The sequence below is a fragment of the Flavobacterium sp. NG2 genome, from assembly GCF_034119845.1.
Lineage (GTDB): Bacteria > Bacteroidota > Bacteroidia > Flavobacteriales > Flavobacteriaceae > Flavobacterium.
Genome location: NZ_CP139420.1, coordinates 2,934,914 through 2,950,327, shown reverse-complemented (window position 1 = coordinate 2,950,327; position 15,414 = coordinate 2,934,914). Strand labels below are relative to the sequence as shown.

Here is a 15,414-nt window from a genome sequence, read left to right as displayed (position 1 = left end):
TCGGTAATTACCGAACTAACCGAACTTAAATTTTTGTTAAACGTTTGTTTTGATTATAATGAAGCCCCAAATTGGAAAATTAATGAGGTGTAAATAATTAAAAACAGATTTATAGGCTACGGTTTTTAAAACCAAATTTCCCTATATTTGTTGACCTTAAAAAAAGTCATAGTGAGTCAAATCAATAAACTGAAAATATTCAATGATCCAATTTATGGGTTCATAACTATTCCAAACGCATTAATTTATGATTTAATTCAACATCCCTATTTTCAGCGTTTGAGACGTATTACACAAATGGGGTTGTCTTATTTAGTCTATCCTGGTGCCAATCATACTCGTTTTCACCATGCTTTAGGCTGTTTACACTTAATGCAAAAAGCTGTTGATGTGTTGCGTTTTAAAGAAGTAACCATATCTGAAGAAGAAGAAAATGCTTTGTATATTGCTATTTTGTTGCATGATATTGGTCACGGTCCTTTTTCGCATACAATGGAGAAAAGCATTGTAGAAGACGTTCATCATGAGGAAATTTCCTTGTTTTTTATGGAACAATTAAACGTAGAATTTGAAGGGAAATTGAATTTAGCTATCAAAGTTTTTAAAGGAGAATACCATCGTACTTTTATGTTGCAACTGATATCAAGTCAACTGGATATGGACCGAATGGATTATTTGAAACGCGATAGTTTTTATTCGGGAGTAGCTGAAGGAAATGTCAATTCGGAGCGTTTGATTCAGATGATGAATGTGGTGGATGATGTATTGGTAATTGAAGAAAAAGGAATTTATTCGATAGAAAAATTCTTAATGTCTAGAAGATTAATGTATTGGCAAGCCTACCTACACAAAACAAGTTTAGTTGCCGAGTTAATTTTGACAAAAGTTTTAAAAAGAGCCAAAGAATTAACCAATAAAGGGATTCAACTGACTTGTAGTGAACCTTTGCAATTTTTTATGCAAAATAAAATTTCGCTTGAAAGTTTTGATGCTAAAAATTTAGATTTGTTTTCGCAATTAGATGATTTTGACATTATTAGCGCCTTAAAAACTTGGCAAAATAATGATGATTATATTTTATCGTCTTTGAGTAAAATGATTATCAATCGAGATTTATTAAAAATTAAATTGTCATCTGATAAACCTACAATTGATGATTTGGACATCTTGAAAGAAAAATTTGCTCAAGAAAACAACCTAAGTCTACAAGAAACAAATTATTTTATTTTTAAAGGAAAAATAAAAAATCAAGCCTATAGTATAGAAGCAGAACCCATTCGAATACTTAAAAAAGACCGTTCTGTTGAGGATGTATTTGAATCTCCAGACCAACTGAATTTAAAATCTTTATCAAAATCAGTAACTAAGTACTATATTTGTTTCCCAAAACATCTCGAACAAATAAAGAATTAACATCAATTTTTTTATATTTTTGTCGAAATGAAAGGAGATAGTCATTTTTTTAAAAGTATAGATGAGTTTCAATCAAGGAAGTTCATTTTATAAGTTTTAAAAAAATAATTTAAACAAGATGAAATTTACAGCAGAACAAATAGCGGGAATTTTAGAAGGAGAAGTAGTTGGTAATCCCAATGCTGAAGTTTTCCAGTTATCTAAAATTGAAGAGGGAAAAGATGGTTCTTTGACGTTTTTATCGAATCCCAAATACAATAATTATATTTATACTACAGAAGCAACTATTACAATTGTTAACAAAACTTTTGTACCTGAATCTGAAATTAAAACTACCTTAATTAAAGTTGAAGATGCTTATTTATCATTTTCAAAGCTACTAGAATTTTATGACCAAGTAAAAGGACATAAAAACGGAATCGAACAGCATACTGTAATCGCAGAGAGTGCTACTTACGGAGAGAATTTTTATTTAGGAAGTTTTTCATATATAGGCACAAATGTAAAGATTGGTGATAATGTGAAAATTTATCCTAATTGCTTCGTGGGCGATAATGTAAAAATTGGTGATAATGTTACCATTTTTGCAGGTGCTAAAGTTTATTCTGAAACCATTATAGGGAATAATTGCACGATACATTCAGGAACCATTATTGGTTCGGATGGTTTTGGTTATGCTCCTAATGCTGATGGCACATTCAAAAAAATTCCACAAATTGGAAATGTCGTAATTGAAGATAATGTTGATATTGGGTCTTGTACAACTATCGACAGAGCGACGATGGGATCTACAATCATTCGTAAAGGTGTTAAGTTAGACAACCAAATTCAAATTGCTCATAACGTTGAAATAGGGGAGAATACTGTAATTGCAGCACAAACAGGTATTGCTGGTTCTACCAAAGTTGGTAAGAACGGTATGATAGGAGGACAGGTAGGTATTGCAGGGCATTTGACCATTGGTAATCATGTTCGTATTCAAGCACAATCGGGTGTTGGTCGCAATATTAAAGATAATGAAGTTTTGCAAGGAAGTCCTACTTTTGGATACAACGACTTTAGTAAATCGTACGTTCATTTCAAGAACTTACCAAAGATAATTACAGAAATAGAAGAGTTAAAGAAACAAATATTAAACAATAAAAACGGAAACAATGGTTAAACAGAAGACCATCAAAACAGAAGTATCTCTTACTGGAGTTGGATTGCATACGGGTAAAGAAGTAAAAATGACTTTTAAGCCTGCTCCAGTAAATAATGGTTTTACTTTTGTTAGAGTTGACTTAGAAGGGCATCCTGTTGTTGAAGCAGATGCAAATTATGTTGTAAATACACAAAGAGGAACTAATTTAGAAAAATTAGGTGTAAAAATTCAAACTCCAGAACATGTTTTAGCAGCATTGGAAGGATGTGATTTAGACAATGTGATCATCGAACTAAATGCATCTGAATTACCTATCATGGATGGGTCTTCTAAATATTTTGTTGAAGCTCTTGAAAAAGCCGAAATTGAAGAACAAAATGCCAAGCGAAATGTTTATGTAGTGAAAGAAGTTATTTCTTTTACTGATGAAGAAAGTGGCAGTGAAATCCTTGTAATGCCAAGCGATTCTTATAGTGTAACGACTATGGTAGATTTTGGAACCAAAATTCTAGGAACACAAAATGCTACTCTTAAAAATATTTCCGATTTTAAATCTGAAATTGCTAATTCAAGAACCTTTAGTTTCTTACACGAATTAGAATCATTATTAGAAAATGGTTTGATTAAAGGTGGAGATTTAAATAATGCTATTGTTTATGTAGATAAAGATATCTCAGATTCAACAATGGCTAATTTAAAAGTAGCTTTTGGTAAAGATACCTTAGCTGTTAAGCCTAATGGTATTTTAGATAATCTAAACTTACATTATCCTAACGAAGCAGCAAGACATAAATTATTGGATGTAGTAGGGGATTTGGCTTTGATTGGAACTAAAATTCAAGGTAAAATTATAGCTAACAAACCAGGGCATTTTGTAAATACTCAATTTGCCAAAAAAATGGCTAAAATCATCAAAATTGAGCAAAGAAATTTTGTTCCAACTTATGATTTGAATCAAGAGCCTTTGATGGATATTCATAAAATCATGTCGGTTTTACCTCATAGGCCTCCATTTTTATTGATTGATAGAATTATCGAAATGTCTGAAAGTCATATTGTAGGAATGAAAAATGTTACAATGAACGAAAGTTTCTTTGTAGGACATTTTCCAGGAGCTCCAGTAATGCCAGGGGTTTTAATTGTTGAGGCTATGGCTCAAACAGGAGGGATTTTAGTATTAAGCACGGTACCAGACCCTGAAAATTATTTGACTTATTTCATGAAAATGGATAATGTTAAATTCAAACAAAAAGTATTACCAGGTGATACCTTAATATTTAAGTGCGATTTGATTACTCCTATCAGAAGAGGAATTTGTCATATGCAAGCGAATGCTTATGCTAACGGTAGATTAGTTGCAGAAGCAGAATTAATGGCACAAATAGCTAAAAAACAATAAATTATATTGATTCGTTTAATTGTTTATTTGTTATAAAAACAAAGAGCTAATTAAACGATTAAACGAATAAACAAGAAATAGATGAATCAACCATTAGCATATGTTCATCCGGGCGCTAAAATAGCCAAAAATGTAGTTATCGAGCCTTTTACAACCATTCATAATAATGTCGTTATTGGTGATGGAACGTGGATTGGCTCTAATGTAACTATCATGGAGGGTGCTAGAATAGGGAAAAATTGTAATATTTTTCCAGGAGCAGTAATTTCTGCAGTTCCTCAAGATTTAAAATTTGGTGGAGAAGATTCTTTAGCAATCATTGGTGATAATTGTACCATCAGAGAATGTGTTACAATCAATAGAGGTACAATAGCTTCAGGTCAAACAACCATAGGGAATAACTGTTTAATCATGGCTGCAGCGCATATTGCTCACGATTGTCATGTAGGTGATAATGCCATTATTGTAAATGGTGTTTTATTAGGAGGTCATGTTACAGTAGGTAATTATGCCGTAATCGGTGGATTGTCTGCCGTACATCAATTTATTAGTATTGGAGACCATGCTATGATTTCAGGTGGTTCTTTACTACGTAAAGACGTTCCTCCTTATACTAAAGCAGCCAAAGAACCTTTGTCTTATGTAGGAATCAATTCTGTTGGTCTTAGAAGAAGAGGTTTTACCACTGAAAAAATTAGAGAAATTCAAGATATTTACCGAATTCTTTACCAAAAAAATTACAATACAACACAAGCAATAGGGATTATCGAAGCAGAAATGGAAGCAACTCCAGAACGTGACGAAATTTTAGACTTTATCCGTAACTCTTCACGAGGCGTTATGAAAGGGTATTCAGGGAATTATTAAATAAAAGTTTAATTGTTTAAATGTTTTAATCGCTTAGTCGAAAAACAAATAAGCTATTAAAATATGAAACAAAATATTAAATAAAAACACAATGGCATCTACATCAGATATTAAAAACGGACTTTGCATTAAACACAATCACGATATTTATAAAATCATTGAATTTCTTCATGTAAAACCAGGAAAAGGACCTGCATTTGTGAGAACTAAATTGAAATCATTGACAAACGGAAAAGTATTAGATAATACCTTTTCTGCAGGTCATAAAATTGATGTTGTAAGAGTTGAAACACATACTTTTCAGTTTTTATACCCAGAAGGAAATGATTTTCACTTTATGAATGCTGAAACTTTCGAACAAATTACTTTAAACAGAAATGTTTTGGATTCACCAGATTTGTTGAAAGAAGGTGAAAATGTAATGATTCAAATCAATACTGAAACAGATTTACCTTTATCAGTTGATATGGCACCATCAGTAGTTCTTGAAGTAACCTATACAGAGCCAGGTTTAAAAGGAAACACAGCTACTAATGCGACTAAACCTGCAACAGTAGAAACAGGAGCAACAGTAAACGTTCCTTTGTTTATCAACGAAGGTGATAAAATCAAAATTGATACCGCTTCAGGTTCTTATATGGAGCGTGTAAAAGAGTAGTTTTTTATAAGTTTTTAGTTTTCAGTCGCTGTTAACAATGGTTATTAAAGATTGAAAACAGAGACTGAAAACGGAGACTAAAAACGAATAATAAGCTATGAAATTCCCACAAATTCACTCTTTACAAGAGATAGCCAATTTATTGCAATGCGAATTTATTGGTGATGAAAATTTTCCAGTTTTAGGAATGAATGAAATCCATGTCGTTGAAAAAGGCGATATTGTTTTTGTAGATCATCCTAAATATTATGATAAAGCCTTAAATTCGGCAGCTACTATTGTTTTAATAAACAAAAAAGTAGCTTGTCCAGAAGGCAAAGCATTGTTGATTTCTGATGATCCATTTAGGGATTTCAATAAATTGACCCAACATTTCAAGCCTTTCCAGCATGCTTCCGTTTCAATTGCAGCTACAGCTCAAATAGGAGAAGGAACCATGATTCAACCTAATGTTTTTATTGGTAATCAAGTTGTAATTGGTAAAAATTGTTTGATTCATGCTAATGTTTGCATTTATGACCATACTGTAATTGGCGATAATGTTATTATTCATGCAGGAACAATTCTAGGTGCTGATGCTTTTTATTACAAAAAACGAGAAACAGGTTTTGACCAATTAGTCTCTGGCGGAAGAGTAGTTATCGAAAACAACGTAGGCATTGGTGCACTTTGCACTATTGATAAAGGAGTTACAGGTGATACTACCATCGGCGAAGGAACTAAAATTGATAACCAAGTGCATGTAGGTCATGATACTGTTATTGGAAAAAAATGTCTAATTGCTTCTCAAACAGGAATTGCTGGTTGCGTAATTATTGAAGATGAAGTAACGCTATGGGGTCAAGTGGGTACTACCAGTGGTATTACAATAGGAACCAAAGCTGTTATTCTTGGTCAAACAGGCGTAACCAAATCCGTGGCAGGAGGGAAGTCTTATTTTGGAACTCCTATACAAGAGTCAAGAGAAAAGCTAAAGCAACTAGCCAACATTAAAAAAATTCCAGATATTTTAACTAAATTACAATAGTATGTCTTCAAAAAAAATTGTTCTTGATTTTTATAAATCAGATGCATTAATTAACGCTGATGTAATCAAAGAATTTATTCATCCTGAAATTATTGTTGATTGGAATAACAGTGAAGGATTTACCCAATTGGATTATGATTCTATAATTAATTTTTCAGAAGTATTGAGTAAAGCTTATGTTCGTTCCAAAGTAAGAATAAGCCATATCGTATCTGAAAATAACATGGTTTCAGTGCGTTATTCTCATTTTGCGAAAACGATTGAAAATCCAAGAGAAGAAATGTTGATAGGCCATTTTATGGTAATCTGGGAAATAAAAGACGATAAATTATTCCGCGGGTTTCAAATTAGTCAAAAACCATAAATTTTGTGTTAAAAAATCGGATTTAGAACACAAATTAGTGCTTTCTATTTTATATTTTTGCAACACAAAATTTAAAAACTACATAAAATATATATCATGAGTGTTTTAGTTAATAAAGATTCCAAAATAATTGTTCAAGGATTTACAGGAAGTGAAGGTACATTCCACGCTTCTCAAATGATTGAATACGGTTCTAACGTTGTTGGTGGAGTAACTCCAGGTAAAGGTGGTTCTACACATTTAGAGCGTCCTGTATTTAACACTGTAAAAGACGCTGTTGAACAAGCAGGTGCTGATACTTCTATTATTTTTGTACCACCAGCTTTTGCTGCTGATGCTATTATGGAAGCTGCTGATGCAGGTATTAAAGTAATTATCGCTATCACTGAGGGAATTCCTGTAGCTGATATGATCAAAGCGAACAATTATGTGAAACAAAGAAACGCTAGATTAATTGGTCCTAACTGTCCAGGTGTAATCACTCCAGGAGAAGCTAAAGTAGGTATCATGCCAGGTTTCGTTTTCAAAAAAGGAACTGTAGGAATCGTTTCTAAATCAGGAACTTTAACTTACGAAGCTGCTGACCAAGTTGTAAAACAAGGTTTAGGAATTACTACAGCTATCGGAATTGGTGGAGATCCAATCATTGGAACAACTACTAAAGAAGCAGTTGAATTATTAATGAACGATCCAGAAACTGAATGTATCATTATGATTGGTGAAATTGGTGGTCAATTAGAAGCTGATGCTGCTAAATGGATCAAAGCTGATGGTAACCGTAAACCAGTTATTGGTTTTATCGCTGGAGAAACTGCTCCTGCTGGTAGAACAATGGGGCACGCTGGAGCTATCGTTGGAGGTTCTGATGACACTGCTGCTGCTAAAAAACAAATCATGAGAGACAACGGAATCCACGTTGTTGATTCACCAGCTGAAATTGGTAAAAAAGTAAAAGAAATTATGGGTTAATCCTTAATTTTATTTAAATACTAAAAGCTCCGTCTTGTTGAACTAACAGACGGAGCTTTTTTTTGTATTAAATTTAAGGCTTTAGGAGCAGAACATTCGGTGTTTTTAGGAAAGTTGGGTTCCTGCTGTCCGCTATATCTTGTGGCGGCATAAACGCCACCGCCACAAGGATGCCGCTCCCATCAGGGCTCAGAATGAAACATTAGGATTCTTATTAATGTTTATTTTAGAACAAAACAGATTTGACAACTTTTGAAAAGTGGTCAAATCTTAAGGAATAACATAAAACTTCATGATTTTACTCTTTTTTATCCCTAAAAAAGAAATTGTTTATCGTTTTTAATCGGTATTTCAAATTCTAACAAAAACTTAAAGGCTAAGTTTCTCAAAATCTTAGTACCTTTGCAAAAAATATAAATAATGTACAAAGAATTAGAAAAGTTTAAAAATAACAATAGTTTTACTTTTACTATTGAAGATAGTTTAGAAGAAGTGTGTAATGCTTCTGAAGGAAGCGGTGTTTTTGTTGTAAACGCTATCAATGGTGAAGAAAAAGAATTAATCATGGTAGGTTCTACTGGAACAGTACAAAATGATGGTTCTTTGAAAAGTAAAAATGGAGGTTTGTACGATAAAATCGTAAACGGACACCAATTTGCAAAAACAGGAAGAAAATATTCTTGGCCAGCACAAATGAAATTAGAAAACATCGAAAGATTAGAAGTACTTTGGTTCGAAACTTTCAATGACCAAATCAAAGGAATTCCAACAGCTGTTGAAGGGCAGGTTTTGCAAAATTATGTTGATGCAAATGGTAAATTACCAAGATGGAACGTGGCTTTCTAAGAAAGACCAACAAATATTCAAAAAAGCTTTACTTCTGTAAGGCTTTTTTTGTTTAACAAATTTCATAAAATGGCTAAATAATCTATATTTGTAACTCGAAAAAAATCTTATACCAAAATATGAAATTACTAGAAGGAAAAGTAGCCATAATAACAGGCGCAAGTCGCGGAATTGGAAGAGGTGTTGCTGAAGTTTTTGCAAAACACGGAGCTAATGTCGCTTTTACATACAGTTCATCAGTTGAATCTGCTTTAGCATTAGAAAACGAATTGAATGCTTTAGGTATCAAAGCTAAAGGATACAAATCAAATGCAGCTGATTTTAACGAAGCACAAACTTTGATAGATACTGTTTTAGCTGATTTTGGAACAATTGATATCTTAATCAACAACGCCGGAATCACAAAAGACAATTTATTAATGCGTATTTCAGAAGCTGATTTTGATGATGTTATTGCGGTAAATTTGAAGTCAGTATTTAATATGACTAAAGCGGTTCAAAAAACATTTTTGAAAAAACGTGCTGGCTCTATCATCAACATGAGTAGTGTTGTGGGAGTTCAAGGTAACGCTGGTCAAACAAATTATGCAGCTTCAAAAGCGGGTGTTATTGGTTTTACTAAATCTGTAGCTTTAGAGTTAGGTTCTCGTAACATTCGTTGCAACGCTATTGCACCTGGATTTATTGAAACTGAAATGACTGCTAAACTAAGCGAAGATGTCGTTCAAGGATGGAGAGACGGTATTCCGTTGAAACGCGGTGGAACTACTGAAGATGTTGCTAACGCTTGTCTTTTCTTAGCATCAGATATGAGTGCATATGTAACTGGACAAACATTAAATGTTTGTGGAGGAATGCTTACTTAAGAAGTTTTCAGTATTCAGGTTTAAGTATGCAGTTTTGTGATGTAGATTTAAAATTAAACTACTGATCACTAAAAATCTTAATACTGAACACTAACTAGAATTACTGATCACTAAAAAACTGAATATTGAACACTAATTAAATATGACAACAAGCACCATTCTATTAATACTAGTTTCTTTGTTAGTAGCGGGTGGTTTGTCTTATTTTCAATACCTATATAAAGCCAAGAACAATTCAAAATTGAATTTGTTTTTGGCTTTTTTGCGTTTTTTATCTTTTTTTAGTATTCTATTATTGTTAATCAATCCGATGATTACCAAGAATACTTTAGAAATTGTAAAACCAACATTGGCGGTTGTTGTAGATAATTCTAGCTCTATAACTCATTTAAACGGCTCCAAAGCAAGTTTAGATACCTATCGCTCTTTGGTTAGCAATAAAGATTTACAAGAAAAGTATACCATTCAATCTCTTCAATTTGATGCAGATTGTTTGTTTTCTGAAAGTTTTGATTTTAAAGGAACTCAAACCAATTTGGATGCTGTCGCAAAAAATCTAAAGAACACCAATCGCAACCAGAACTACCCAACAGTACTTATCACTGATGGTAATCAAACTTCAGGAAATGATTATGTATATAGTTTCGGTAGTGAAAATTCAATTTTTCCCGTTGTTATTGGTGACACAACCAAAGTCTTGGATTTAAAGATTAATCAGCTAAATGTAAACAAGTATGCTTTTTTTAAGAATAAGTTCCCCGTTGAAGTTTTTCTTGGTTATTCAGGAACTAAAAACGTGCAAGCAGAATTTTCTATTCGAAATGGAAATTCGATACTCGTTAAGCAAACCGTTTCCTTTTCTTCTACAAAAAAGACAGCTGTGATCAATGTACTTTTGCCTGCTGATAGAGTAGGGACACAAGTTTATAAAGCAACGATCACTTCTGTAGAAAAAGAAAAAAACATATACAATAACACAAAGAATTTTGCTGTTGAAATTATCGATCAAAAAACAAGTATTGCAATTGTTTCTGCAATTTCGCATCCTGATATTGGTGCGTTAAAAAGAGCGATTGAATCTAATCAACAACGTAAAGTAACAATCGTTAAACCTAATGATATCAAAACATTAGAAGATATATCTGTTGTAATGTTTTACCAACCAACATCCGAATTTAAAAGTGTTTTCGAAAAAAGTAAATTGTCAGGTATCAACAGTTTTATTATTACTGGAATGCATACAGATTTTAATTTTTTGAACCAACAACAAGACTTTTTTGATTTCAAAATGAGCAATCAGCAAGAGGATTATTTGGCTGGATTTAATCCGCAGTTTAACAACTTTGCAATTGAAAATATTGGCTTCGAAAATTTACCACCACTAGAAAATCCTTTTGGAAAAATTACAACCAAAGGAAATATTGCTGTTTTACTTTCGTCAAAAATTAGAAATATTGATACCAATGCGCCTTTGTTATCTTTTACCGAAAATCAAGGAAAACGAATGGCGTTTTTGTTTGGAGAAAATAGCTGGAAATGGCGTTTGACAAATACCATTGACAATCAGTCGGCTGATAGATATGATGTTTTTATAGATAAAACCATTCAGTTTCTAGCCTCTAACAACACTAAGAAATCATTAGTTGTCCAACATGAAAACTTTTATAATTCAGGTGAAGGAATTGAAATTTCAGCTCAATATTTTAATAAAAATTATGAGTTTGACGAAAAAGCGCATCTAACTATTTCAGTTAGCAATAACAAAACCAAGCAAACTAAAAACTACGATTTATTAAAAACGAACAATGCCTATAAAGTAAACCTAGACGGACTTGGAGCGGGTAATTATACTTTTACTGTTAAGGAATTAAACTCAAATAGTAATTATTCAGGCAAATTTGAGGTTTTAGATTTTGAGATCGAAAAACAATTTGTAAATCCAGATAATGAAAAATTAAATCAATTAGCAACTCAAACAGGAGGGAAGGTTTATTATCCTAATCAAATTAGTGAATTGATTCATACTTTGGTTAATGATGAAAATTATAAAACCATTCAAAAAAACAAAATTAACCGTTCGCCTTTAATTGAATGGTATTGGTTATTGATAATGATTGCTGGATTTCTTTCGGTTGAATGGTTTGTTCGAAAATACAATGGTTTGTTGTAATCATTTAAAATTATAGGTTGAAAAAAATACTAACTCTATTTTCATTTTTAGAATCTAATAAGACAGTTCAAAAAATATTTTTTATACTGTTACTGCTTACGTGTGTATTTGCTAAAGTTTCCCCTCCAGTAGCTTTATTGTTAGGTTTAGTAGTAGCCAATCTTTCTGGACACCCTTTTTTGCCTTTTAATCATATCGCAATTCGGTATTTATTGCAATTTTCAGTAGTCGGTTTAGGTTTTGGGATGAATGCGTTGAACGCTTTAGCCATTGGTTCAACTAGTTTTCTGTTTACTATTAGCTCTATCGTTGCTACCATTGGTTTTGGATACCTCATTGGTAGATGGTTGTCTATCGAAAAGAAAACGTCACATTTGATTTCGTGTGGAACAGCAATTTGTGGAGGCAGCGCCATTGCGGCCATTGCACCCATCATTAAGTCAGATGAAAAACAAACCTCTGTAGCTTTGGGAGTGATTTTTATTTTAAATTCTATCGCTCTTTTTCTTTTTCCCTCTGTTGGTCATTGGCTTAGCCTAACACAGCAAGAATTTGGTTTATGGTGCGCTATTGCCATTCACGACACGAGTTCTGTGGTAGGCGCTGCAAATAAATTTGGTCATGAGGCATTAGAAGTAGCTACTACGGTTAAATTGGCTAGGGCATTATGGATTATACCAGTAGCTTTGTTGACCACGATACTTTTTAAAAACAAGTCTAGCAAAATTAAAATCCCATATTTCATTGGATTCTTTATTTTAGCCATGCTTTTAAATACCTATCTGCCTGAAATTGCTTTGTTTGCTCCAAAAATAGTTGTTGTTGCTAAAGTTGGTTTGACAATAACCTTATTTTTAATAGGGTCAGGTTTGAATTTTAATGTCTTACGCTCAGTAGGTTTTAAACCTTTACTCCAAGGTGTGTTGCTATGGTTTTTTATTGCTGCATTAGCCTTAGTTTCAATTATGTGCTTTACTTAAGACCTAATCTAGATTTTAATTTTAAAAATAATAATGCCATTTTATAAGCGGTATCTGGAGCAGAACCTTTTTCTTCGTTATTAATTTTATAAATCGCAAACAACTCATCCAAACTAAAATCTTGGTCTGTAATCTCGACCAATTTTTGATGCATAATATTGATGTCCAGAGCTTCATTTTTCAAATGACCACATTCTAAGCGTTCTAACGCAGCATTAATCATTTCCACATGAAAATTGATATTGTGTCCTACTAAAATGGCATTTCCTAAATAATCAATAAAGGCTTTGATAGCGTCAGGTTCTCCCATTTTTTTCAACTTACTTTCAACGATAAAATCAAAAGGAAGCTTGTTATCATGAAAATATTTGTATTGCATCAAAACAGCTTCAAAATTATCACCAATATGAATACTATCATCTATTACTGAGAATGCACCAAAAGTCAAAATCACATCTTTATATAAATTTTCTCCTGTAGTTTCAGTTGAAAGAATTACATATCTTTTGGATTTTTTATTGAATGTCGATAAATAAGTCTTCCAGAATTCTGGATAAACTTTATTCATGCTTTTTAACCAATCTAACATAATTAAGAAAAATGAGTTAATTGAAATTTATTTTTAATCAAATCTTCCAATTCTTTCATTGGCAAGAGTGCATTTTTAAGCTTTTCACGATCAATTTTAGTCAATTCTTCAATATTAATATATTGTCCAGAATCATCGTTTTTAATCCCTTCTAAAGTTCTAAATTTAGTTAAGGTTAAAAAAGCGTCAGCACAATCAAGATAAATTTCAGAATGCTTTGGATCTGTTATCGCCAATTGTTTGAATCGGATGTAGGTATTGTTGATTCCTTTGATACCATAACTAAGTGTAAACAAACGTGCTCCATCAATAAGTGGCATCAATGCACGGGTTTTGATATCAAATTTATCTTTGTGAGGACCATCTTCTTCCACAATAAATTTCTTAAAGAAACTCAAAGGAGCATTTTTACGCAAACAATCATTACCTAGAAAATCGTAGAATAAAGGATTGTTACTTGCATTTTCAAAAACAATCGTATTTATAGCATCTTCAATTCTTTGGTCACCAAAAACAATTTCGTAATCAAAAAAGATACTGCTCAATTCGTTTTTATTATCTCCTGGAGTTCTCATCCAAGTGTCATACTGTTTTAACCAGTCAGACAATGATTTACACCAAATCATATTACTAGCCATATGCCCATTTGGACACAAAGAATAGCCTACTTTTTCAAGCTTTAATGTTGTTTTTTGGGCTAACTTCAAAAAGTAATCTTTGATGTCTCTAAATTTTTCTGGAGCCACATCCTCAAAAACTAAGTAACTATCTTGATCTGTAAACAACAACTGTTCTTTTCTCGCTTGACTACCAATACTTAACCAAGCAAAACGAGCAGGAGGGGAGCCTAATTCTAAAATAGACTGCTCAACGGCTCTTCTCAGAATAGCAAAATTAACCTCACTTGCAATATTTGAAACGTGGGTTAAAGGAATGTTTTTTTGAATAGATGATTGAATAATATCGGCCAAACGCAAACGAATTTGTTTTAATTCACCAGCTGATTGAGAACGTTTGATTTCTTTTACCAATACACCTGGATTATTGGCTTGAGCCAAAATTAAATCATGCTCAGAAATAACACCCTTAATTTCTGTTTTATCAGAACCATCAACTGTAACACATAAATGAGCAACATTATTCTTAAGCATTAATAATTGAGCTTCAGCAAGAGAAACATTTTCTGTCACGGTAATCACAGGCCAAGACATTATGGCATCGGCAGTATCAGTAATAGGAAAACGCCCCGTAGCAATTTTAGAAGTCATGTCTTTATCTGTGACAATACCAACAGGAATATTATTCTCGCATACAATCGCATTATTCACTCTCATTTCTGCCATCAGTTGTGCTACTTCTTTAATAACAGTATTACCATTAGTTAATAGAGGAGAAGTGTTGAAAGTTAAATTTTGAAAAAATTGCATTCCCGACTGTTGTCCTGTAAAAAAAGCATTTTCGGAGATTAAGTTACTTTCGTAATTTTTTTTATCCTTTGTATTACGTTTGTCAATTGCGAAACTTTCTAACAATTGATTTAATACATCCGAATTATTAGCTACAAATGGTCTAAAAACAGCAATTGGTATAGCATAAACAACACTTTCTTCACGCGCTTTTGCTGTCATCATATAATTGTTTTTAGCAAAAAACGGACGTAAACCAAAGATAGTTCCTTGATGACATTTATCTAGAATTGTTTCTTCTGCATCCGAAATAATATAAAGATTTATCAATCCAGACGCTACTACATAAAAGCTATCGTGTAGTGGATCGTTTATTTTGAAAATTGTTTTGTTTTTTTCTAAATTTAGAACGCGAATACTCGATGCAATCTCTGATAATTCTGCAACAGTTAAATGATTAAAGGGCGTGTATTCTTTTAAAAAATCTGCAATTTGAGTAGCAATTGAATTCATAGTTTTTGAAAGTTCTGTTAAGCAAAATTAATAAAATTAATAGTCAAAATCATATCTGGTGAATTGATTCTAATTCTTTTATTAAAATATTTTTTTTCAATTCATTTAATCCGAATATCTGAAAAATAATAATCTTTTTACTGTCATACAAGATATATTTGGCTTATTTAATTCATTTTAATCATTTCTTATTATATATGGGA

14 protein-coding genes are annotated in these 15,414 nt (G+C 32.3%); 12 read left to right on the top strand and 2 right to left on the bottom strand.

From position 1 onward, the window contains the following. Window positions 1–171 precede the first annotated feature (171 nt). From SLW70_RS12300 to SLW70_RS12245, 12 genes are all read left to right on the top strand, one after another. Window positions 172–1,413: an HD domain-containing protein gene (locus SLW70_RS12300; RefSeq protein WP_320888723.1), complete on the top strand. Its 1,242-nt coding sequence runs from the start codon at window positions 172–174 to the stop codon at window positions 1,411–1,413. A gap of 118 nt (window positions 1,414–1,531) precedes the next feature. After that, the gene (lpxD, locus tag SLW70_RS12295; RefSeq protein WP_320888722.1) at window positions 1,532–2,575 is read left to right on the top strand and encodes a UDP-3-O-(3-hydroxymyristoyl)glucosamine N-acyltransferase; all 1,044 of its coding nucleotides are present in this window, start codon (window positions 1,532–1,534) and stop codon (window positions 2,573–2,575) included. Further along, window positions 2,568–3,956: a bifunctional UDP-3-O-[3-hydroxymyristoyl] N-acetylglucosamine deacetylase/3-hydroxyacyl-ACP dehydratase gene (locus SLW70_RS12290; protein ID WP_320888721.1), complete on the top strand. Its 1,389-nt coding sequence runs from the start codon at window positions 2,568–2,570 to the stop codon at window positions 3,954–3,956. Before lpxD ends, SLW70_RS12290 begins: the two co-directional genes overlap by 8 nt. 81 nt (window positions 3,957–4,037) lie before the next feature. Next, window positions 4,038–4,823 carry an acyl-ACP--UDP-N-acetylglucosamine O-acyltransferase gene (gene lpxA / locus SLW70_RS12285; protein WP_320888720.1) on the top strand — a complete coding sequence of 262 codons (786 nt, stop codon included), beginning with the start codon at window positions 4,038–4,040 and terminating at the stop codon, window positions 4,821–4,823. A 91-nt stretch (window positions 4,824–4,914) separates the two neighbouring features. Further along, window positions 4,915–5,481: an elongation factor P gene (gene efp / locus SLW70_RS12280; protein WP_320888719.1), complete on the top strand. Its 567-nt coding sequence runs from the start codon at window positions 4,915–4,917 to the stop codon at window positions 5,479–5,481. A gap of 97 nt (window positions 5,482–5,578) precedes the next feature. Further along, window positions 5,579–6,508 (top strand): UDP-3-O-(3-hydroxymyristoyl)glucosamine N-acyltransferase, encoded by a 930-nt coding sequence (locus SLW70_RS12275; protein WP_320888718.1) that lies wholly within the window; start codon window positions 5,579–5,581, stop codon window positions 6,506–6,508. A 1-nt stretch (window position 6,509) separates the two neighbouring features. Next, on the top strand, window positions 6,510–6,872 hold the full coding sequence (locus SLW70_RS12270) for a nuclear transport factor 2 family protein (protein ID WP_320888717.1): 363 nt from the start codon (window positions 6,510–6,512) through the stop codon (window positions 6,870–6,872). Window positions 6,873–6,968: 96 nt separating this feature from the next. Continuing rightward, entirely contained in the window at window positions 6,969–7,841 is an 873-nt protein-coding gene (gene sucD / locus SLW70_RS12265) for a succinate--CoA ligase subunit alpha (RefSeq protein WP_320888716.1), read from the top strand. Window positions 7,842–8,261: 420 nt separating this feature from the next. Beyond that, complete coding sequence (locus SLW70_RS12260; protein WP_320888715.1) at window positions 8,262–8,687, top strand: hypothetical protein; 426 nt, start codon at window positions 8,262–8,264, stop codon at window positions 8,685–8,687. 119 nt (window positions 8,688–8,806) lie between these two features. Continuing rightward, window positions 8,807–9,553 carry a 3-oxoacyl-[acyl-carrier-protein] reductase gene (gene fabG / locus SLW70_RS12255; protein ID WP_320888714.1) on the top strand — a complete coding sequence of 249 codons (747 nt, stop codon included), beginning with the start codon at window positions 8,807–8,809 and terminating at the stop codon, window positions 9,551–9,553. 142 nt (window positions 9,554–9,695) lie between these two features. Next, the gene (locus SLW70_RS12250; RefSeq protein ID WP_320888713.1) at window positions 9,696–11,723 is read left to right on the top strand and encodes a hypothetical protein; all 2,028 of its coding nucleotides are present in this window, start codon (window positions 9,696–9,698) and stop codon (window positions 11,721–11,723) included. A gap of 17 nt (window positions 11,724–11,740) precedes the next feature. Further along, window positions 11,741–12,703, top strand: coding sequence for a YeiH family protein (locus SLW70_RS12245; protein WP_414458226.1), 963 nt, complete (start codon window positions 11,741–11,743; stop codon window positions 12,701–12,703). Here SLW70_RS12245 and SLW70_RS12240 read toward each other — a convergent pair. After that, complete coding sequence (locus tag SLW70_RS12240) at window positions 12,696–13,271, bottom strand: 3'-5' exonuclease (protein WP_320888711.1); 576 nt, start codon at window positions 13,269–13,271, stop codon at window positions 12,696–12,698. The genes SLW70_RS12245 and SLW70_RS12240 overlap by 8 nt on opposite strands. A 23-nt stretch (window positions 13,272–13,294) precedes the next feature. Further along, window positions 13,295–15,211, bottom strand: coding sequence for a DUF294 nucleotidyltransferase-like domain-containing protein (locus tag SLW70_RS12235; protein ID WP_320888709.1), 1,917 nt, complete (start codon window positions 15,209–15,211; stop codon window positions 13,295–13,297). Between the last annotated feature and the right edge of the window lie 203 nt (window positions 15,212–15,414).